Source organism: Collinsella bouchesdurhonensis (assembly GCF_900155365.1).
GTDB classification, from domain to species: domain Bacteria; phylum Actinomycetota; class Coriobacteriia; order Coriobacteriales; family Coriobacteriaceae; genus Collinsella; species Collinsella bouchesdurhonensis.
On sequence record NZ_LT699742.1, the window covers coordinates 207,707 to 227,043 of the forward strand.

The following is a 19,337-nucleotide window of genomic DNA, read 5'->3' on the forward strand; positions in this document are numbered from 1 at the left end:
TATGTCCTCCAGATGACGAACGCGCGGAAACGATTGTTCACCATATTGCCACGTCTGGGACTCAGGACATACCCGCAGGGTGTTCATTCATCTACACGCCACGAAGCAATGGTGTAGACCGTCCAAAACGAGCCAGTATGAAGGCGGCCGCCCGACGCGTGATGCGTTGTCGGGCGGCCGCTCGGTGAGGTCGTATATGTGGGAAGGCGCTACTCCAGCTCAAAGGCTCCGGTGTAGAGCTGATAGTAGTAACCGCGCTTGGCGATAAGCTCCTCATGGTTGCCGCGCTCGATGATACGACCGTGCTCCAGACAGATGATCACGTCGGAGTTGCGCACGGTGGAGAGACGGTGGGCAATCACGAAGGTGGTGCGGCCGTTCATAAGGGCGTCCATACCGCGCTGCACGATAGCCTCGGTGCGCGTATCGATGGAGCTCGTGGCCTCGTCCAAGATCATTGCGGGAGGATCGGCCACGGCGGCGCGTGCGATAGAGATCAGCTGGCGCTGCCCCTGGGAAAGCTGTGCGCCATTGCCCGAGAGCATGGTGTTGTAGCCTTCCGGCAGGCGGGTGATGAAGTCGTGCGCGCCGGCGAGCTTGGCCGCGGCGATGCACTCCGCGTCGGTGGCGCTCAGGTTGCCGTAGCGGATGTTGTCCATCACAGATCCGGTGAACAGGTTCACGTCCTGCAACACTACGCCCAGGCTTCGGCGCAGATCAGCCTTGCGGATCTTGTTGATGTTGATGCCGTCGTAGCGGATCTTGCCGTCGGCGATGTCGTAGAAGCGGTTGATGAGGTTGGTGATGGTCGTTTTGCCAGCACCGGTGGCGCCCACGAAGGCGACCTTCTGACCAGGTTTGGCAAAGACGCTCACGTCATGCAGCACCTCGTGGTCGGGCGTGTAGCCAAAGTCAACGTGGTCCATGCGAACGTCGCCACGCAGCTCCTCGTAGGTGAGGGTGCCATCGTGGTGCGGGTGCTTCCATGCCCACAGGCCCGTGTGCTTGTCGGTCTCGACAAGTTGGCCGGTTGCTCGGTTGCGCTCGGCGTTTACGAGCGTGACATAGCCTTCGTCCTCTTCAGGCTGCTCGTCAATGAGCTCGAAGATGCGGTCGGCGCCGGCAAGGCCCATGACCACGGCGTTGATCTGCATCGAAATCTGGCCGATCTGGCCGCAGAACTGCTTGGTCATATTGAGGAACGGCACCACGACGGCAATGGAGAGCGCCGTGCCGGAGATGGAGAGGTTGGGCACCCCCAGCGCCAGGAAGATGCCGCCGGCAAGAGCGACCAGCACATAGAGGAGGTTGCCCAGGTTCATAAGGATCGGCATGAGGATGTTCGCATACATGTTGGCCTTCTGCGACACCTCGAAGAGCTTTTCGTTGCGCTCGTCAAAATCGGCCTCGGCGGCGGACTCATGGCAGAATGCCTTGACGACCTTCTGGCCGTTCATGACCTCTTCGATGTGGCCCTCGACTACGCCAAGCTCCGTCTGCTGCGCAATGAAGAAGCGCGCAGAGTTGGAACCCAGCAGTTTGGTCATAAAGGTCATAAAGGTAACGCCGGCGATAATCACCAGGCACATCCAGACGGAGTAATACAGCATGATGAAGAACACCGTGCAGATAACGATGATCGTCATGAGCAAGTTGGGCAACGACTGGCTGATCATCTGACGCAGCGTGTCGATGTCGTTGGTGTAATGGCTCATGATGTCGCCGCGCTGGTGCGTGTCGAAGTAGCGAATCGGCAGGTCCTGCATGCGGTTGAACATCTTTTCGCGCAGCTTCTCGAGCGAGCCCTGCGTGACGATGGCCATCGCGCGGTTCCAGAAGAGCGAGGAGAGCACGCCGACGGCATAGATGCAGCCAAGCGTTGTGGCCAGACTCAAGATCTGCGGACGCGCTGCCTCCCAGTCGCCGGACTGCCATGAGGTACTGATGACCTCGAGGGCGCGCTGCAAGAAGGTAGCACCGATGGAGTTGATGACGGCACAAACGATAACGCCCAGCGTCACCAAGGGCAGCAGCACGGGGTAGAACGAGAAGAGCGTTTTGATCAGACGGGAGAATGTACCGGGCTTGCGGTTCTTAGCGCGCTCGGCGGTGGTTGCCTTACTCATGTGCCTCGCCTCCTTCCAGTTCTGTGTCATCCGGGGCGGGGGCCTGTGCCTCCGCGGTCATCTTGTTTTGCGAGGTGAAGGTCTCGCGGTAGATCTCGGAGCGCTTAAGCAGCTCGTCATGTGTGCCGATATCGGCAATGCGTCCGCCCTCCATTACGATGATGCGGTCTGCTTCCTGCACGCTGGAGATGCGCTGGGCGATGATGAGCTTGGTAGTATCGGGCAGATACGTGGCCAGGCCCTCGCGAATCTTGGCGTCGGTCTTGGTGTCGACAGCACTTGTAGAGTCATCGAGAATCAAGATCTTGGGATGGCGCAGCAAGGCGCGTGCGATGCACAGGCGCTGCTTTTGGCCACCGGAGACGTTAGAGCCGCCCTGCTCGATCCAGGTGTCGTAGCCCTTGGAGAAGCCGTCGACAAATTCGTCGGCGCAGGCAAGGCGCGCGGCTTCGCGCACCTCTTCGTCGGTGGCGCTGGCGTCGCCCCAGCGCAGATTCTCGGCAATCGTGCCCGAGAACAGCACGTTTTTCTGCAGCACCATGGCGACCTGATGGCGCAGCGTATCCAGATCGTAGTTGCGTACGTCCACGCCGCCTACGCGCACGGTCCCCTCGGTGGCGTCATACAAACGTGCGACAAGGTTCACGAGCGAAGACTTGGCAGAGCCCGTGCCGCCAATGATGCCGATGGTTTCGCCGCTCTTGATATGCAAGTCGATGTTATCCAGGGCCTGACGCTCGGCGTGCTTGGAGTACTTGAAGCTCACGTGGTCAAAGTCGATAGAGCCGTCGGCAACGTCGGTGACGGGCTGGGTGGGATTGGCAATGGTCGGGGTGGCGTTGAGCACCTCGACGATACGATGCGAGCTCTCGTCTGCCATGGTGACCATGACAAAGATCATAGAGAGCTGCATGAGGCTCATGAGGATCTGGAAACCGTAGGTAAAGATCGAGGAGAGCTGACCCACGTCAAACAGGGTTCCCTGGCTCGTGATGATGATTTTCGACCCCAAGTAGATGATGGTGACAAAGGCGCCGTTGACGCAGATGTTCATCATGGGGTTGTTAAAGGCCAGGAGCTTCTCGGCGCGGGTGAAGTCGGCGCAAACGTCGCGGGCGGCGCGGGCAAATTTCTGCTTCTCGTGATCCTCGCGTACGTAGCTCTTCACCACGCGCATTCCGGTGACGTTTTCCTCGACAGACTCGTTGAGCGCATCGTACTTATGAAAGACGCGCGCAAAGATGGGACGCACCTTAAAGATGATGAAGAACAGGCCAAAGCCCAGGATCGGGATGATGATTAGATAGACCATCGCCACGCTGCCGCCCATGGCAAAGGCCATGACAAAAGCGAAAATAAGCACCAGTGGGGAGCGCACGGCGATGCGGATGAGCATCATGAATGCTTGCTGGACATTGGTGATATCGGTGGTGAGGCGTGTGACGAGCGAGGAGCTCGAGAACGCGTCGATGTTGGCAAAGCTGAACGTTTGGATCTTGTAGAACAGATCGTGGCGCAGGTTCTTGGCAAAACCGCAGCTGGCGTGGCTGCAGGTAATGCCGGCTGCGGCGCCAAAGGCAAGCGAACACAGCGCGATAATCGCAAGGATGCCGGCAGTGGGCAGGATGTCTGCGACGGCGGCGCCATCCTTGATGGAGTCGATAAGGTTTGCGGTGACAAACGGGATGCTCATCTCGCAGATGACCTCGCCCAATACCAGCAGCGGGGTGGCGATGGTGACTTTCTTATAGTCACGGACGCTTGCTGCAAGAGTTTTAATCATCGAATCCCTCCCAAGTGTTTCGAATCTTGTTGAGCATGATGAGTAGCTGCTCGCGCTCTTCGAGCGTGAGGGCAGAGAATGCTTCACTGCGGAATTTAATGCGTGCAGCCTGTTCAAGTTCTGCCTGGCGCGCGCCCTCTTCGGTAAGCTCGACGATGAGCTGCCGACGGTCTTCGGTGCTGCGCGAGCGCTCGATGAGTCCGATAGCCTCGCACTTGGAGAGAATCTCGGAGAGGGAGCCGGGCTTAAGAGCAAAATGCAAGCCCAGTTCCTGCTGGGAAATCTTGCCGCCATGTTTGGCAATCAGACAGATGATGGGGGCTTTGCCAGAGGTGCCGCCTCCATGGAAATGCAGGTAGTGCCCGCAATAGCCAAGGCCGCTGAGAATCTGTTTCGCGAGCTTGTCTTCGGCGTTTTCGGGTTCGGGCAGATCTTCGGGATCTTTTCCTAAGAGGCGAGGCAGGCCGCATGCGCCGGAGGCTTTTTCTGCTGTCAAAAAGGTCACTCCTTTCGTTCTTCTTCGTTATCTTTGAGGTACACGAATAATGAGGGTACCGCACGATATATGGTTGTCAAGGTACCGAAGGATGTTTTTGAGAAGAATATACAGGGTGGATAGCTCGCTCTTTCCGGGTTACGCAAGGTCCGTAGGGCCACTTGCGCATACGCCCTGAGATTTAGACCTTGCCGGCGCTCGATCCTATGTTGAAAGCCGATTTGCTATAGCTGTTTGAGCAAATTCTCGCAACCGGCGAGGACGTCCTCATACGTGACATCGAAATTGCCGGTATACCAAGGGTCGGCGACGTCGCGGTCGCTGCCGATGAGGCTCAAGAGCTTGATCACTTTGGCGCAGCCGTCGGCTTGCGCTTCGGGTTCGTGCTTGAAGATACGGCGAAGGTTGCGCATATTGGCGTTATCCATGCCGATGATAAGGTCCCAGTCGGAGTATTCGTCGTCGCGCACCTGACGCGCGCGATGCGGTACCAGGGGCACGCCCATCTGACGCAGTTTGGTCACGGTTCCATAATGCGGTGAGTTGCCGATTTCTTCGGTCGAGGTGGCGGCGGAGTCGATAACAAATTCATCGCTGCGACCTGCCTGGCGTACAAGCTCGGTGAATACCGACTCCGCCATCGTCGAGCGGCAGATATTGCCGTGGCAGACAAAGAGAACGCGGTGGACGGGCTTTGGGCTATTCATGACCAGCCCTCTCTCCAAACGAAGCCAAGTACGACGCATTATCGAACGGCGTCCCTAGGCCCTGGCGATGCCAGCGAGCGCGACAGGTTCACGCTGGGAACCTCGATTATGCGCCAGAACACAACGGAGACGAGCATGCTTGCGGGCAGCGAGACCGCGGCAATCGCGAGCGGGTCGACAATCCCGAGCCTGGGCAGCAGGGCAACGAGCGCACCGATGACCATGGCGTGGGTAAGGTAGAGGCTGTACGACACCTTTCCCAAAAAGACCATGGGGGCCGCAGAGAGCGCACGGCGCGTGAACCCGTCGGCGATCGCGACGACAACCACCACCAGGCAGGCCGCGTTCATGGCGGTGGACTTCAACGCCTCGAGAACCCCACCGGGATGCCACACGAGCGAGAGCTCGATAACACCAACGGAGGCCACAAGCAGCGCCAGCTCGGCCAGCATTGAAAGCTTGACGGCCTTGATTTTGTCGAATTGCCGGGCCACCATGACGCCAAGCCAGAACATCAGGCAAAGGCGCAGCGGAAAGTAGCCCGTCCAGTACGAGACAAGCACCGCAATAAAGGTCGCAACAACCGCCAGACCCGTCCGGCGAATCCTTGATATGCACCAGATGGCCAGCGGAAGCGTCAGGCTAAACCAGAGTTCCCAGCTCATGGACCAGACGGGAGAGTCAACGCGGACGAGCTGCGCGCCAAAGAGGTTGTTGAGGCCATCGGACACGTTGAACAGCACGTCGAACTGCATGAGGATGTCATGAACCGCAGTGGGAAGGCCCGCGTTGTAGGCGACGGCAAGCGCGGAGCGCGACGTGGACCCCAGGCGCCAGGCCACGTAGCCCGCAGGAAGGGCCAGCGCAATCGCCGCAAACAGCGGCACGCAAAGGCGGACGACCCTTCTTGGGTAATAGCCAAGCCAGTCGTACCCGCCGTTTCCCATGTGCTTAAAGGGAACAAGAGACAGCACTATGCCAGACAGGATGAAGAACACCATAACCGACGCGGTGCCAGGGAAGAGGCTCGGACCCCCCGCGCCAAACGGCTTGACCATGATGTCGACGTGGTACAGGAACACCATCAGCGCCCCAAGCCCTCGCAGGCCGTCAAGCGACAAGACGCGTTTCTCGTGAGCAGGCATCGTCACCCCTTCCTTCGTGCATTCGAGCAGAGCGTCCCATTATATACCCTCATGGATTTAGCGTACATTTTGACGAGAAAGACCCCCAAATCGGGCGGATTCGGGGGTCTGGCTCATCTTTATGTGCGCTGTCCGGAGCCGCGACCGCCGGCAGCAAGGGCGGCGGCACCCACCCTACTCGGCCTCGGCCGCCTCCTCGCGGCGGACGATCTCGTCAATGAGGATGGCGTCGCCGTGCTTGGCACCGGCCACGGAGAGGCCCATGAGCACACCCATGCCCGTGATGTAGGCAAAGAGCATGGCAGGGTTGACGTCCATGACCACGCCGGAGAGGATCGGGGTGATGACCTGCGCGGCCATGCTCAAAAGGACGCGGTGCGGCTGCATAGGAACTCCTCGGGGTATCGGTTGCAAAGCGTTTGGGCGCACGACTTTGTGCGGGCGGCCCACAGGTAAACAATTCTATCGAGAGTCTAGCGGATGGGTGTCCCTTATGCGTTGCTGCGCTACACTGGGGCAATCGCGGCGCCGTGTGGACGCTCGAATCGCTAAGGGGACCAGATGAAAAACACCCAGCAGCTTCTGCTGATCAACGACATGTGCGGCTATGGCAAGGTGGCGCTTTCGGCCATGCTGCCCGTGCTTTCGCACATGGGGTATCGCATCCATAATCTGCCGACGGCCCTGGTGTCCGATACGCTCAATTACCCTAAGTTCTATATTCATGACACCACGGAATATGTGCGCGAGAGCCTTGCTATCTGGGAAGACCTGGGCTTTGAGTTCGATGCTATCTCCACCGGTTTCATCGTGACGGAGGAAGAGGCACGCATCATCTCCGATTTTTGCCATCGTCGTGCCAAGACGGGCACCAAGGTGTTCGTCGATCCCATCATGGCCGACAACGGCAAGCTGTATGCCGGTGTGCCGGAGTCCACGATCGGTCTTATGCGGAGCCTGGTGGAGTGTGCGGACTGCGCCGTGCCCAACTATACCGAGGCATGCCTGCTTACCGAAACGCCCATGGAGAATGGGCTTACTTCCGAGGCGGCCCGTGCACTGGTCGATGCCGTGCGCGGCCTGGGCGCCAAGTCGGTGGTTATCACGAGCTGCAAGGTCGACGGGGCCGATGTCATCGTGGGCTTTGACCATGCGGCGGGGGAGTATTTCACCGTGCCCATCGATATGCTGCCCGTGTACTTCCCGGGTACCGGCGATACGTTTTCCAGCGTGTTGCTGGGCCGCGTGATGCACGGGTGGTCGTTGGAGCGCGCTTCTGCCGACGCCGCGCGCGTGGTGCGCGAGCTTATTGCTCGCAATGCCGATCAAGAGGATAAGTCTGCGGGTCTTCCTATCGAGGCCTGTCTCGACGTGATTGACGGTGAGTAGCGTGGCGGACGAGCCGATGGCAGAGGGGACAGCGAGCTTCAAGCCCGCCGGTGCGCCACGTGGCAAGCGCCCGCGCATCCGCATTACCTGCGTGGACCAGCTGGGGGAGTGCCGTTGCCACCATGGTCACAAACCGGGCGATGTCTTTGATTTTGATCGCGATCGCGGCAAGCTCTGCCCCATGGCCTGCCATGTGGGATTTCCCTATATCGATATCCTTCGCTACGGCGGTACCGTTCCCGGCAACGAGACCGGTACGGCCAAATTCTGCTGCCCCGAGGTCGATACCCTCAACGTCTTTTTGGCCGAGGTCGTGGAGTAGTCCGGGTCTGAGCGCCCCGATTGGTCGCAAAGAGATTTCGACGAGAGCCGAGCTCTCTCATTGCAAGAAGTCGCCCTTAGAGGAGTCCACTGAAATTCTAAGGACAAGTTTTGGCCTTAACTTGTCCTTAGAATGCCGCGCGTTGCTCTAAGGACAAGTTCTTGTTCTTACGCAGAACAAAAAAGCGGGGCGCCCCTCAATTGAGGTGCACCCCGCATTACTTGCTATGCCCAAAGGCTTACATGGCAAAGTCGCCGCCGATGAGGCGGGACACGGACTCCTCGTTATACACAGCGGCGATGGCGCTGGCAAACTCGTCGGCCACGGTGATGGTCTTGATCTTGCCGCCAACCTCGACGGGGATGGCGTCGGTGACCACGCACTCCATGATGGGGGCGTTGTTCAGGCGCTCGATGGCCTTGCCCGAGAAGATGCCGTGGGTGGCGCACACGTAGATGTCGCCGGCGCCCAGGGCCTTGAGCTCGCGGACGTTGGCGCACAGGGTGCCTGCGGTATCGATCATATCGTCGTTGATGATGCAGGTCTTGCCCTTGATATCACCGATGATACCCATGACCTCGGCCTGGTTGTGATGCGGGCGGCCCTTGTGGGCGATTGCGAGGTCGCAGTCGAGCATATCGGACAGCTTCTTGGCTGCCTTGGCACGGCCCACGTCGGGGGACACGACAACGAGGTTCTCCTTGTCGAGGTTCATAGCATTGTAGTAATCAGCGAACAGCGGCAGGGCGGAAAGGTGGTTGACCGGGACGTCAAAGAAGCCCACGATCTGGCCCTGGTGCAGGTCGAGCGTGATGATGTTGTTCACGCCAGAGCACTCGAGCAGGTCGGCGACCAGACGAGCGGTGATGGGCTCGCGGGGAGCGGCCTTGCGGTCCTGGCGAGCATAGCCGTAGTGCGTGATGACGGCGGTGATGGAACGGGCGGAAGCGCGCTTGGCGGCGTCGGCAGCTACCAGCACCTCCATGAGCATGTCGTTGACGTTCTCGCCGGCGATGGACTGGATCAGGAAGACATCGGCGCCACGGACAGTCTCCTCGTAACGAGCGTAGATCTCGCCATTGGCAAACTGCTCAAGAGCGAGGCCGGAAAGCTCGACCCCCAGGATGTCAGCGATTTTCTGCGCGAGCGGACGGTTGGAAGAACCGGAATACACGCGCATGGTCTTGTAGATCGCCCGCCTTTTGGTGGGATCGTTAGTTGGCATCTGCCCCTACTCCTTAGTACGTACTTGACCCTTGTCGTTGAGCTAGTTGCCCGCGTTGTGGCGCGTGCCCCAGCCCTCTATGATGCACTGCTTGGTACGCTCGAGAGCAAGCGCGCCATCAGGGACATCCTTGGTAATGGTTCCGCCGGCGCCTGTTACGGCGTCGGATCCGATATTAACGGGAGCCACCATCATAGTATCGGAACCGATGAAGGTTCGGTCGCCAATGGTGGTCGGATTTTTATGTTTGCCATCGTAATTGCATGTGATAGAGCCGGCGCCCACGTTCACGCCCTCGCCCATGGTGGTGTCACCGATATAGGAGAGGTGCGGAACCTTGGAGCCGCGGCCGATGGTGGACTTCTTGATCTCCACGTGCGTGCCGGCCTTAGAGCCGTCGAGCATGTGAGTGCCCGGGCGCAGATAAGCGCGCGGGCCGCAGTTGACGTTGTTCTCGAGGACGGCCTCGATGGAGACGGTCTCGTCGACCACGCAGTCGTTACCAACCTGGGTATCGGTAAGGCGGCTATTGGGGCCCAGCTGGCAGTTCTCGCCCACGTGAGTGTTGCCAATCAGGTGCGTCTGCGGCCATACGATGGTGTCGCGGCCAATGGTTGCGTCGGGGCCGATCCATGCCTGCGTGGGGTCGAGGAACGTGACGCCCTCTGCCATCCAGCGGGCATTGATGCGGTCGCGTGCGATGGCGGTGAGCTCAGCGAGCTGAGCGCGCGAGTTCACGCCCAGACCGTCGCGGTAGTCATCGCAATGGAAGATGGTGACAGCCTGGCCCGCGCTTTTGAGAATCTCGAGCATGTCGGGCAAATAGTATTCGCTCTGTGCGTTGTCGTTGGTGATTTCGCCGATATGCTGCTTAAGCTGGGCGCCATCGAAGGCGTAGCAGCCGGCGTTGCACTCAAGGAGCGTCTCGGATTGCTCGGGCGTGCAGTCCTTCTGCTCGATGATACGGGCGATGGAGCCGCCTTCGTCAAGCTCAATGCGTCCGTAGCCAAAGGGCTCGGGCGGCGTGAAGGTGAGGGCGGCCGCGGCATAGGTGCCGCCGTCTACGGTCTGGGCGAACTTGGCTACCGTGTCTGCCTGAATGAGCGGCAGGTCGCCATTGAGCACCACAACGGGACCATTCTCGATGCCGCAAGCCTCGATGGCCACCTTTACAGCGTGGCCGGTACCCAGGCGCTCGACCTGCTCAACCGTCTCGACGGTGATGGGGGAGTTGGCATATGTGCCTTGGAGAAGCGCGCGCACTTCGTCTGCATGGCTTCCCACGACAACGATCACGCGGCTGCAGCCTGCGGCGATCGTAGCGTCGACGATCCAGTTGATCATCGGTTTGCCAAGGATCTTATGCGATACCTTGGCGTGGTTGGACTTCATGCGTGTGCCCTCGCCGGCGGCGAGGATGATGGCGGTTGCGTCCATGCTTCTCCCGGGTTGTTTGGTATGTACTGCGCGGCGGCATTTGCTGCCGCGACAGGTTTTGATGATACCGCAGGCGGGGGCGTGAATGGCGTGCGGATGACACATGGCATCAAGAGCACAGCAAAGATGCGCGTTGGGCATGCGTTATGGGGTTTGCGCATGGCGGCGTGGGGCGTTTTGAGAGCCGTTACAATAGCGAAAGCGAAGGTGACACGGGATACACGGTCCCGCCGGAGGAGTTTATTGATGCGATTGTTTCAGAGTGCCAGCAGATTGGGCGCGCACGATGCGGGTTCGCTTCGAGCGACGTTGCGCATGTGGGCTTATGCCCTTGCTGCCGTGGTGCTTTTGATGGCTGGTTTTGCCTCTCCTGTTGTAGCGCGGGGCGCAGATGCTGCCGAATCGACCTTTAATGATCCCTACACCGCATGGGCTGGCTATGCAAGCACTGCGGCAGCGGGCGCTCCGGTGGGCGCTGTGCCCGTCATGGCGCCGGCAAGTGACAAGGTGCTGTGGAGTGCGGACGCGGGCGCTCTGTGCGCTGCTGCCCTTCGTCAACGCGGGCAGGCAACCTATCTATATCTTTTGGATAAAACAAGTCTGACCCAATATGACGCGACGAGTGGCAAGGTTTGCAAGCAGGTGTCACTGCCCGCGCAGTCGCTCGGCTCTTGCATGTTTGCCGATAGCGCTTTGATGGTTCCTTTGGCAGACGGCCGCCTGGCGGCATATGACGAGGACCTAACGAGCGCATGGGTTTCTGGCGAGGGTGTGCCGCTAGGCGTAGAGGGCGCAACGTGGAGTTCGTGCTCCACGCCTGTGTACGCTGAAGGTTGCGTGTTCGTGACTTTTTCTTATCGGGGGAACGGCTGCTTGGAGACCAGGGTCGCCTCGTTTTCCTCGGTGGACGGGTCGCTGCTGTGGCAGGAGGAGCTTACGCTGCCGAAAGGGGCTTTGTTTGATGACGTTGCTGCGGGCGAAGGCGCACTGCCTGCAGCGCTTTACTCGCAGGGCCGTTTGCTGGTGAGTGGCGCTAACTCCGTGGCTTATTTGCTCGAAGCTGCTTCGGGCAAAGTGCTCGACAGCGCCGCTACCGCTTCGGCGGGGCTGTCGTCGTGTGCCTCGTCGGCATCTGCGGGCACGGCGGGAAGCGCCGCGGCCCTTGCCGTCGCGGCGTCCGACGGAACGGTTTGCCTGGTGGAGGCTGCCGATTCGAGCCTGCGGATCGAAAACTCCGTGAGTCTTGGATGCGCCCTTTCTTCCTGCGCCCCGGTGTGCGTTGACGACGCGGTATACGTGGGGGGCTCCGATGGATCTGTCTATCGCCTGGCGAAGGACGGTACCGCGCTTTCGTTGCGCGCCGATGCCCAGATCCCCGTATGCTCCAGCGCAATAAGCGAGTTACTGCCGGTTGCCTACGGAGAGAAAGCTTCTGCCATGACACTCGGTGTGTATGCCCAGGCGGAGGATGGATCGCTCTTTTATATAGAACAGGCAAACGATTCCAAGGCTTCGGTCCAGCGCATTGCGGGCAAGGAAGGGACGGGAGACGGGCCTTTCGACGCTGCGGCCGCACCCCTTTCGCATGCGCTGTCGGTAAATCGCGACGGCTCCGTTTTTGCTGTGTCGCGCGGGGAGCTAACGGTGTTTGCCGCCGATGAGAGCCGAACGGTAAATACCCCGGTAGGCGGCTCAAATAGCCTCGATACGCTCGGCGCATCTTTGGCAGGTGTCACACTTCCCAATGGCGCGGGCCTTGGTGTTGGTGCTTTGATTTTTGTTGCGGCATTTGGCGCATATGCCGTGATTCGCAACAAGGGCGGCCGTCGCTTAAGCGACGAAGGTTTGGATGTCTGGCGAAGCCGAGAGGACGACAGGCGTTCATGAAACAGCGGCCTTTCTACGTATTCGAAACATCGCATCCCGTCGTGCCGGCGTGCTACGTTATCGTCACGCTTTGCCTTACCATGGCAGCGATGCAGCCGGTGCTGATTGCTATTTCGCTCATCGGGGCATTTGCCGCAAACTGCTGCGTACGTGGTCCGCGCTCGACCCTCGCGGGCCTTCGTTGGCAGCTTCCCATCATCGCCATCATCGCGCTGTTTAACCCGCTTTTTTCCGCTTCGGGCTCTACGGTTCTTTTTTACCTGGGTGCCCGGGCTGTTTATCTTGAGAGCCTGATGTACGGCTTAGCCATGGGTGGCCTGTTTGTGGCAAGCGCCCTGTGGTTTATGGCCGGCTCTCGTATGTTGACGTTCGATAAGGTTATGGCACTTTTTGGCAATGTGGCTCCCGTGGTTGCGCTGATGATTTCGAGCACGATGCGGATGATTCCGCGTTTTGTGCGCCGGGGGCATCAAATCCTTGCGGTTCAGGGGGCACAGGGCGTGCCGACAGCAGGTGCGGTCGATGCGGTAAAGAGCCGCCTGCGTCTTTCTTCGGTGTTGATGGGTTGGGGTATGGAAGACTCGCTGGAGATGGCCGATGCCATGCGCGCCCGCGGCTGGGGCTCTGCTCCTCGCCGTACTACCTACACGCGCTACCGCTTTCGCGCGCGGGATGTGTATGCGCTCACGGTCTTGCTGCTTGCCGCCGTGCTCTGCTGCGCACTTGCCATGGTGGCGTGCAGCCAGTTCTTGTTCTATCCCGTGCTGAGCCGCCTGGTTGTCTGGTGGGGGTACGTTCCCTATGCCGCATGGATGCTGTTTCCGGCCGCGATGCATGCTGTGCGCTCGAGGAGGTTTGCATGAGCGAGACATTCGATTGGAACGAGACGCCGGCACCCGCTGCGGCCATCGCCGTGGAGGGGCTTACGTTTTCGTATCCGCAAGCCAAAGCCCCTGTGCTGCGCGATTTGAACTGGAAAGTTCCCCGCGGCGCCTTTGCCATACTTGTAGGTGGCACCGGATCGGGTAAGTCGACATTGCTTTCGCTGCTCAAGCCGCAGATTGCGCCTGCGGGCACCCGTGAGGGCTCGCTTGTGGTGGGCGGCGTTGACGTTGACCGGCTCGACGACGCACAGAGCGCGCGGAACATAGGCCATGTATTTCAGAATCCCGATAACCAGATCGTGTGCGAGAGCGTTTGGCACGAGATGGCATTTTGCCTTGAGAATCTAGGTACCCCGCAAGATGAGATGCGTCGTCTTATAGCCGAGACCAGCTATTTCTTTGGCATCGACGATTGGTTTAGACAGAGTACCGATTCGCTTTCGGGCGGTCGCAAACAGCTGCTCGCCCTTGCCTCGACGCTTGTGGCGCAACCGTCGCTGCTATTGCTCGATGAGCCTACTTCGCAACTCGATCCGGTGGCCGAGCGCAATTTTCTCCATGCTCTCTTTCGCATCAACCGCGAGCTGGGGTGCACCGTGGTGGTGGCTACGCATGCTCCGCGCGCGATGGTTGACTATGCAACCTGCGCATTTGAGCTTGTAGATGGGCAGGTGCGAGAGATTTCCGACATGGAAGCGATGTGCATGCGGGAGCCGCTGGTGGATGCTGACAAGACCGTGTCCCCGCGGGTGCGGGGGGAAGACGTCCCTTGCGCGTTCACGTTTGAGGATGCCTGGTTTAGGTATGATCGCGAATCTCCCTGGGTGCTGCGAAACCTCGATCTGCGTGTTGCCAAGGCGCATATCCATGCGTTGGTAGGCGGCAACGGCTGCGGTAAATCGACGCTACTTGCACTCGCGGCGGGCTCGTCGCGCCTCCAGCGCGGCAAGCTGCGTGCTGAAGGCGAGCGGCGCGTGCTGCTGCCGCAGGACCCCCGTGCCCTGTTTGCCGCCGAGACAGCGTTTGACGAGCTGATGGAGTGGTCTGGCCAGCTTGGCTATGGCGAGGAAGAGACGCATCGGCTGCTGGAGAAGCTGGGCCTTACGGCACAGGGGTCTGTGCATCCGTACGATCTTTCGGGCGGCCAGCAACAGTTGCTTGCCATCGGCAAGCTGCTGCTGGCAAAACCGGACGTGCTGCTGCTCGATGAGCCCACTAAGGGATTGGATGCGCAGGCACGCTCAAAGGTTGCGCATGTGCTTCTTAACCTTCGGGCTCAGGGCAAGACCGTGCTCATGGCGTCGCATGACCTCGATTTTGTGCAGCAGGTGGCCGACACGGTATCCATGATGTTCGATGGCGAGATTGCCTCTACCGAACCCGTAACGACGTTTTTTGCCAACAATGTGTACTACCGGCCGTAAAGGAGCTCGCGTGTTTGCTCGCATATGGCGCTACGTAGAGGGGCCGATGCTCTTGCTCGTGCCGTTGTGCATGGGCTTCATGCTGTATCTGGGCATCGCTCAGGCGGCTCTCTTAATGCTTGCGATGGTGGTACTTGTGCTCGCCATGTTCTTTGCGGGCTACGAGGCGAGTCGCCCGGCGTTGCGGCAGATCATGCCCACGCTCGTGCTGGCTGCCTTGGCTGCTGCGGGACGCATCCTGTTTGGGCCAATTCCCGATTTCAAGCCCGTTTCTGCCATTGCTATCATCGCGGGCGCCTGTTTGGGTGCGCGCTCGGGATTTATGGTCGGCGCGCTGGCGGCTCTCACCAGCAATTTCTTTTTTGGACAGGGCATGTGGACGCCATGGCAGATGTACGCCTGGGGCGTGGTGGGCTACGTGGGCGGATTGCTCGCCCACGCTGGAGCCTTTAGGCGCGCAAATGGCTGTGTTCGTATGCCGGCGCTACTTGCATATGGCGCCGCTTCGGGTTTGCTGTACGGCGTGATTATCAACGCGTATGACGTGATCGGCTTTGTCCAGCCCCTCACGGTGGCGGGCGTTATCGCGCGCGTCTCTGCAGCGGTGCCGTTTGACCTTACGCACAGCGCTGCTACCTGTGTATTCCTTGCCGCGCTCTATGCTCCATGGACGCGCAGAATCGACCGCGTGGTGCAAAAGTACGACTTGCGCGCTGGTGAGTGACCGGGTGGCGCGCATCCTTGGAGCCATTCGTGGCGGTTTGGGCGAGCCTGCGCGGCGCGACGGTACGGCCACGCGACACCGCCACGCGGCATGGCCACGCGGCAAAACAAAACCCGCGCACAAACGTTTACCTTTCCTTATTTTTGACGAAAAGTTGCCGTTTGTGCGCGGGTTTTGAATGCCGAGGGGCTTGCTGCCGGCTCGCTTTGGCCGGCGACTCGCCCGGGCGCGCCGCCTACTCCACAGCTACCTGCTTGCCCTTGCGTACCTCGGCTGCATGGGTAACGTTGAGCAGCGCCAGGCCCAAAAGCGAGGCGGTGACGCTTGCGGCAAGGACGGCGCATTTTGCCGCCAATTGCTCGGGGCCGGAGCTAAACGACAGGCCCGAAATCAAAATACACATGGTAAAGCCCACACCGCCCAGGACTCCCACGCAAAGCATCTGCCCCCATGTAGCGCCTTCGGGCAGAGGCGAAAAGCCAATCTTCACGCTCAGCGCCGTGACGGCGATGATGCCAATGGGCTTGCCCAAAACCAGGCCAAAGAAGCAACCCAGGGCCACCGGGTCGCTCACCACACTGGCCATATCGACGCCAACAAGCCTGAGCTGGGCATTTGCAAAGGCAAAGAGCGGCAGGATGATAAAGTTGACCGGCGTGGCGATGGTTGTTTCCACGCGCTGCAGCGGCGGCGTCACGCGATGCATGATGTTTTCCACGCGCTTGGCGGTGTGCGTGAACTCGTGCTGACCCAGCACGTGCATCTGCGGGTCATAGATGTCGTCGAGCTCATCGCCGCGATCGCTTAGCCAGTCTTTGACCGAATCGAGGCGAATGTCAGAACGTGCGGGCAAGAAGAATGCCAAGATCACGCCGGCGAGGGTGGCATGCACGCCCGAGTTGAGCATGCAAAACCACAGCAAGATGCCGAGCACCACGTAGTAGCGTGCATGGAATACCTGCAGCACGTTGAGCAGGCCCAGCAGCACGCAGACGCCAACGGCTGCGGCAAGCCAGGGAATGGAGGGCGTCTGCCCATAGAAGAGCGCGATCACGATGATGCCCAGCAAATCATCGGCGATGGCAAGCGTGGAGAAAAACACCTTTGCGGCGGGTGCCACCTTGTCTCCCGCAAGCGACATGATGCCCAGTGCAAAGGCGATATCGGTCGCGATGGGCACGGCCCAGCCGCCAATGTTGCCGCCCGCATTAAAGGCGCTGTATATCAAGGCGGGCACAGCTACGCCGCCACATGCTGCGAGGATGGGCATGAGCGCATGGCGTGGGTTGGTGAGGACACCGGCGGTGAGCTCGTATTTAAGCTCGATACCTACGGAGAGGAAGAAGATTGCCATGAGGAAGTCGTTGATAAAGCCTTCGAGTGAGATGCTGCCGATAAAGGGTCCTACCTGCACGGCAAGCGGTGCCTCGAGGAATTCACGCACGGCAAAGTAGGCATCGGTATTTGCCACGATCACTGCCACGATGGCGGCAAGCACCATGGCGGCTGCGGCAATGGTACCGTTGCTGGTGATGCGCTGGATGGCGGGCTTGCGCGCGTACCGGCGTGCAACGGCCGGGACAGCGACGATCTTTGACTGCGGAGTTGCTGCCGTGTTGTGCCCAGTTGCGTTTGATGTGCTCATAAGCTGCTCCTCTATGGCGCAACTCGGCAGTTTGCGCCCTCTCTCACACTTTGCCGCTCTTTGTTATAACCCCGTCGGCGTCATGCACGCTTGCTCGCCGCGGTCGGAAACATATAAATTGCCGTCGCGTTACGCTCCCGTTTCGACCGTTGCGATGGCAAGATCTTTGTCTACGGAGTCGAGAAGGTTTTTAAGGTTCGTAACCGGCGAGGAGGATCTGCTAGCACTGACCGATAGAGAAGAGTAGCGGCTCGATAAAAACAAGTATGGGCGCCTACCGCACTGTGCGGTGGGCGCCCATTTTGTGCCGAGAGGCTGCGGCAAGCGATGATTGTTGCGGCTAGAGTTCGATCTCGAGCGTGACCGGGCAGTGGTCGGAGCCAAAGATGTCATTGCGGATGCCCGCGCCGCGCACGTTTTGGGCAATCTCGTCGCTCACCAAGAAGTAGTCGATGCGCCAGCCGGCGTTGTTTTTGCGCGCGTTAAAACGGTAGCTCCACCAGCTATATGCGCCTGTGACCTCGGGGTTGAGCGAGCGCCAGGTGTCGGTGAACCCGGCGTCCAAAAGATCGGTGAACTTGCCGCGTTCCTCGTCAGAAAAACCGGCGTTGCCGCGGTTGGTACGGGGGTTCTTGAGGTCGATTTCCTGATGGGCTACGTTGAAGTCGCCGCAGGTGACAACGGGCTTGCCTTCTGCTTCCAGGCTTTTGAGAAACGCACGGAAAGCGTCGTCCCAGGCCATGCGCACGTCCAGGCGAGCGAGCTCGTTTTGCGCGTTGGGCGTGTAGACGTCTACAAACCAAAAACGTTCGAATTCGAGAGCGCAAACGCGCCCCTCCGTGCAGGCTTCGGCTACGAGGTCGTGCGCCTCGGGCGTGGCGCATTCAAGAAGGTCGGCCGCTCGACGAACGGAAAGCGGCTTCTCGCGGCTGAACACGGCTGTTCCCGAATATCCCTTGCGCTCGGCATAGCTCCAGGTTTGAAAATAGCCCGGCAAATCGAGATCCACTTGTCCCTCTTGCAGTTTTGTTTCTTGCAAGGCAAAGACATCGGCATCGAGCTCTTGCGTGATCTCCTCGAAGCTGGGCGACTTCTTTATCACGGCACGCAGGCCGTTAACGTTCCACGAGGCAAAAAGATAACGTTGGGACATGGGTCCTCCTGGGCATTCCGATGAGAAGGCATGCGATTGGGCGGTAAATGTAATCGCAGCAAAGACAAATTGGCAGTGCGCCTGTAAAACGAGCTGCGCATCCGTATAATATCCAGTTGGTGCAGCATACCGCGCGATTGGCGTGGTTTTTCAAAAACGTTTTAGAAAGGTTCGCGATGTCGGACGCGCAAAACACGGGCCGGCTTGGGGCAGAGCGCCTCGAGATTGCATGCAAGGTCGCCTCCATCGTTCTTTTTGTTGCCGCCTTTATGCTGGCTGCGGTTGGCACTATTCATCTTGCCGTGCTGCCGGGCATCATTGAGTCTCATTTGCGCAACGTTGCGATCGAGATGGCGCTCTTGGCATTACTTCTTGCAGTCGCGAGCACGGCTGTGGGCGTAATGGGCATCATGGTTGTCTGCCACAACTATGATGCGAAGCGTTTGTTCTTGGCCTCATCGGGGCTGGCGGCATTCGCGATCGTTGGCGTCTTGCTGGCAAAATTTGTGATTCGTGGAATCTTTGGCATGGGAAGTCTTACGAGGCCGGGCATGCTCGTTGTGTTGTGCTCGGCCGTCATCGCATTTGCGTGCGTACAGATGCTGCCCAAGAAGCCCGTAGCGGAAGATGCCGAGGCTGAACCCGACAAAGATGCCGAAAGCGATGGTGCCGAAAATTCTGTCGAGGATGCCGCCGAGCTGGACGATGCCGATGCGCACGAGAGTGAAGCACCCGCTGTCGAGCCCGAGTTTGAGTCGGGAGATGCGCCTGACGATGACGCTGCGAACGATGAGGATGCGAACGACGATAGCCCCGCCGATGTCGAGGCTGCTGCCGATGCGGATCTCTCTAGCGAAGATGCCTCTGTTATTGATGACGACCTTGAGGACGACGGTCCTGCCCAGGGGGCTCACTTTGGCAAGCCGCGTGACGATCGGTAACCGTTCCCGCTCGCGAAGGCCACGCACGCACTTGTGCGCTATGCTGAAT

The 19,337-nt window shown here is 59.6% G+C and carries 17 protein-coding genes; 7 read left to right on the forward strand and 10 right to left on the reverse strand.

The genetic code is table 11. From position 1 onward, the window contains the following. Positions 1-209 precede the first annotated feature (209 nt). The 6 genes from BQ9843_RS05875 to BQ9843_RS05900 form a co-directional block, all read right to left on the reverse strand. A complete protein-coding gene (locus BQ9843_RS05875) occupies positions 210-2,126 on the reverse strand; it encodes an ABC transporter ATP-binding protein (protein ID WP_075844269.1) in 1,917 nt (638 codons plus the stop codon). Further along, entirely contained in the window at positions 2,119-3,909 is a 1,791-nt protein-coding gene (locus BQ9843_RS05880) for an ABC transporter ATP-binding protein (protein WP_075844270.1), read from the reverse strand. Before BQ9843_RS05880 ends, BQ9843_RS05875 begins: the two co-directional genes overlap by 8 nt. Further along, positions 3,902-4,405: a MarR family winged helix-turn-helix transcriptional regulator gene (locus BQ9843_RS05885; RefSeq protein WP_083647950.1), complete on the reverse strand. Its 504-nt coding sequence runs from the start codon at positions 4,403-4,405 to the stop codon at positions 3,902-3,904. The genes BQ9843_RS05880 and BQ9843_RS05885 overlap by 8 nt, the downstream gene beginning before the upstream one ends. Positions 4,406-4,629: 224 nt before the next feature. Further along, complete coding sequence (locus BQ9843_RS05890; protein WP_075844271.1) at positions 4,630-5,112, reverse strand: low molecular weight protein-tyrosine-phosphatase; 483 nt, start codon at positions 5,110-5,112, stop codon at positions 4,630-4,632. 38 nt (positions 5,113-5,150) lie between these two features. Continuing rightward, positions 5,151-6,257, reverse strand: coding sequence for an acyltransferase family protein (locus BQ9843_RS05895; protein ID WP_075844272.1), 1,107 nt, complete (start codon positions 6,255-6,257; stop codon positions 5,151-5,153). 174 nt (positions 6,258-6,431) lie between these two features. Next, entirely contained in the window at positions 6,432-6,644 is a 213-nt protein-coding gene (locus BQ9843_RS05900) for a hypothetical protein (RefSeq protein WP_075844273.1), read from the reverse strand. A gap of 174 nt (positions 6,645-6,818) precedes the next feature. Here BQ9843_RS05900 and BQ9843_RS05905 point away from each other — a divergent pair, with 174 nt between their 5' ends. Both BQ9843_RS05905 and BQ9843_RS05910 read left to right on the forward strand, forming a co-directional pair. Further along, positions 6,819-7,646 carry a PfkB family carbohydrate kinase gene (locus tag BQ9843_RS05905; RefSeq protein WP_075844274.1) on the forward strand — a complete coding sequence of 276 codons (828 nt, stop codon included), beginning with the start codon at positions 6,819-6,821 and terminating at the stop codon, positions 7,644-7,646. 1 nt (position 7,647) lies between these two features. After that, entirely contained in the window at positions 7,648-7,968 is a 321-nt protein-coding gene (locus BQ9843_RS05910; RefSeq protein WP_230205619.1) for a TIGR04076 family protein, read from the forward strand. A gap of 238 nt (positions 7,969-8,206) precedes the next feature. Here the strand turns inward: BQ9843_RS05910 and BQ9843_RS05915 are convergent, their stop codons facing one another. Continuing rightward, on the reverse strand, positions 8,207-9,193 hold the full coding sequence (locus BQ9843_RS05915) for a ribose-phosphate diphosphokinase (RefSeq protein WP_075844275.1): 987 nt from the start codon (positions 9,191-9,193) through the stop codon (positions 8,207-8,209). A gap of 42 nt (positions 9,194-9,235) precedes the next feature. Next, positions 9,236-10,630, reverse strand: coding sequence for a bifunctional UDP-N-acetylglucosamine diphosphorylase/glucosamine-1-phosphate N-acetyltransferase GlmU (gene glmU, locus BQ9843_RS05920; protein WP_075844276.1), 1,395 nt, complete (start codon positions 10,628-10,630; stop codon positions 9,236-9,238). A 246-nt stretch (positions 10,631-10,876) separates the two neighbouring features. Here glmU and BQ9843_RS05925 point away from each other — a divergent pair, with 246 nt between their 5' ends. Genes BQ9843_RS05925 through BQ9843_RS05940 form a run of 4 tightly spaced genes read left to right on the forward strand, consistent with a single transcriptional unit; the run spans position 10,877 to position 15,549 of the window. Further along, positions 10,877-12,517 (forward strand): outer membrane protein assembly factor BamB family protein, encoded by a 1,641-nt coding sequence (locus BQ9843_RS05925; protein ID WP_075844277.1) that lies wholly within the window; start codon positions 10,877-10,879, stop codon positions 12,515-12,517. Next, the gene (locus tag BQ9843_RS05930; protein ID WP_075844278.1) at positions 12,514-13,380 is read left to right on the forward strand and encodes an energy-coupling factor transporter transmembrane component T; all 867 of its coding nucleotides are present in this window, start codon (positions 12,514-12,516) and stop codon (positions 13,378-13,380) included. Before BQ9843_RS05925 ends, BQ9843_RS05930 begins: the two co-directional genes overlap by 4 nt. Next, on the forward strand, positions 13,377-14,825 hold the full coding sequence (locus BQ9843_RS05935) for an ABC transporter ATP-binding protein (protein WP_075844279.1): 1,449 nt from the start codon (positions 13,377-13,379) through the stop codon (positions 14,823-14,825). Before BQ9843_RS05930 ends, BQ9843_RS05935 begins: the two co-directional genes overlap by 4 nt. A gap of 10 nt (positions 14,826-14,835) precedes the next feature. Further along, positions 14,836-15,549 carry a DUF6580 family putative transport protein gene (locus BQ9843_RS05940; protein ID WP_230205620.1) on the forward strand — a complete coding sequence of 238 codons (714 nt, stop codon included), beginning with the start codon at positions 14,836-14,838 and terminating at the stop codon, positions 15,547-15,549. A 235-nt stretch (positions 15,550-15,784) separates the two neighbouring features. On the opposite strand, the gene nhaA is transcribed toward BQ9843_RS05940, so the two are convergent. Both nhaA and BQ9843_RS05950 read right to left on the reverse strand, forming a co-directional pair. Further along, the gene (gene nhaA / locus BQ9843_RS05945) at positions 15,785-17,194 is read right to left on the reverse strand and encodes a Na+/H+ antiporter NhaA (RefSeq protein WP_022386525.1); all 1,410 of its coding nucleotides are present in this window, start codon (positions 17,192-17,194) and stop codon (positions 15,785-15,787) included. 340 nt (positions 17,195-17,534) lie between these two features. Next, positions 17,535-18,347, reverse strand: coding sequence for an exodeoxyribonuclease III (locus tag BQ9843_RS05950; RefSeq protein ID WP_075844281.1), 813 nt, complete (start codon positions 18,345-18,347; stop codon positions 17,535-17,537). Between the two features lie 176 nt (positions 18,348-18,523). Here BQ9843_RS05950 and BQ9843_RS05955 point away from each other — a divergent pair, with 176 nt between their 5' ends. Beyond that, positions 18,524-19,288: a hypothetical protein gene (locus BQ9843_RS05955; protein ID WP_075844282.1), complete on the forward strand. Its 765-nt coding sequence runs from the start codon at positions 18,524-18,526 to the stop codon at positions 19,286-19,288. The last annotated feature ends 49 nt before the right edge of the window (positions 19,289-19,337 follow it).